Source organism: Kutzneria sp. NPDC052558 (assembly GCF_044547355.1).
Lineage (GTDB): Bacteria > Actinomycetota > Actinomycetes > Mycobacteriales > Pseudonocardiaceae > Kutzneria.
The window spans coordinates 1-1,220 of the sequence record NZ_JBIUAG010000085.1; the positions used below are offsets into that span (position 1 = coordinate 1).

At 68.8% G+C, this 1,220-nt stretch carries 1 protein-coding gene; it reads right to left on the bottom strand.

What is annotated here, in order from left to right; genetic code table 11:
• Positions 1-1,187 (bottom strand): IS701 family transposase (locus ACIG5F_RS49260; protein ID WP_396527285.1); only part of this gene is annotated, 1,187 nt, incomplete at its 3' end.
• Positions 1,188-1,220: the final 33 nt, after the last annotated feature.

Genomic DNA, 1,220 nt, shown 5'->3' on the forward strand with positions numbered 1-1,220 from the left:
ACGCTTTTTGACATGGCACGGCGGTGTTCTATGAGGAACAGCAACGCGGCGGTGACCAGCGTGGTGTGACGGTGCCATCCCGGCCAGGTACGGCCTTCGTAGTGGTCTAGGCCGAGAGTGTCTTTGAGTTCGCGGTAGCCGGTTTCGATGCCCCAGCGGGCTTTGGCCAGACGGACCAGCCGGGCCAGGCCGGGCCTGTCCTGTCCGGGCAGGTGCGCCAGCCAGAAATGGGTGGGATCCTTCCCAGCGTCGTCCCAGGCCACCACCAGCCACCGGTCCGGCAGGCACGCCTGGGCACGGCTGGCCCGTTGCCGGACCGTCCGGCCGGCTTCACGTACCCGCAGCAGGCTGAACCGCCCGGCCCGTTCCCCCTCGGTGGTGCGCCACGAGACCGGGACCTGCCTCGCGCCGACCGCCAACTCCCTCGCGGACCGGTGTCCGTCCTCCCGCGACCAGGCGGTGTCAGGCTCCTCCCGCCACGGCAGCACGCTGACATTGGCGTTGACCTGCACCACGAACCCCAGACCACGCTCGGCCAGCCCGTCACGGAACTCGCCGACCTTGCCGTAGTCCTGATCAGCCACCACCGGCGCCGGACCCAGCCCCAGCCCCAGCAGCCCGTCAAGAGCGTCCAGAGCCAGTTCCCACTTCCGGCGATGCACCTGATCCTCAGGCACCCGCGCGGCCAGCCGCCGTTCCGCGGACACCTGCGGGTCCCACGACTTCGGCAGGAACAGCCGCCACGCCAGCGGCACCGCCTCGGTCTTCCCGCACGCGGTCACCGACACTGCGGCCTGGCAGTTCGCGATCCCACCGGCGCGTCCGGAATGCTGACGCGCCACCGCCACACTGTCGTGGCCGTCTTTGAGCATCGTGGTGTCATCGATCGCCCACACACGCGGGCGCAGCCACGGCTGCGCCCGCGCCGCGATCCGTTCCTGCACCGGCGCCCACATCCACGGCGAGTCCGTCACCAGGTGGTTCAGACTCTGCGGGGCCACAGCCAGCACCCGACCCATCCCCGCAGCGGTCTTCCGGTCAATGTCGGTCAGCAACGACCCCCGCAGATAGTGCGCCCACATCTCCGAACGCCGCTGCGCACCCCGCACCGGTTGACCCGGAGCGAAAACCTCCGCCACAAACCGGGTCAACTCGTCATTGAGCGACTCCACCTGACCAAGATCCACAGCACAAGATCAAACCACACTCCCTGACAAAGT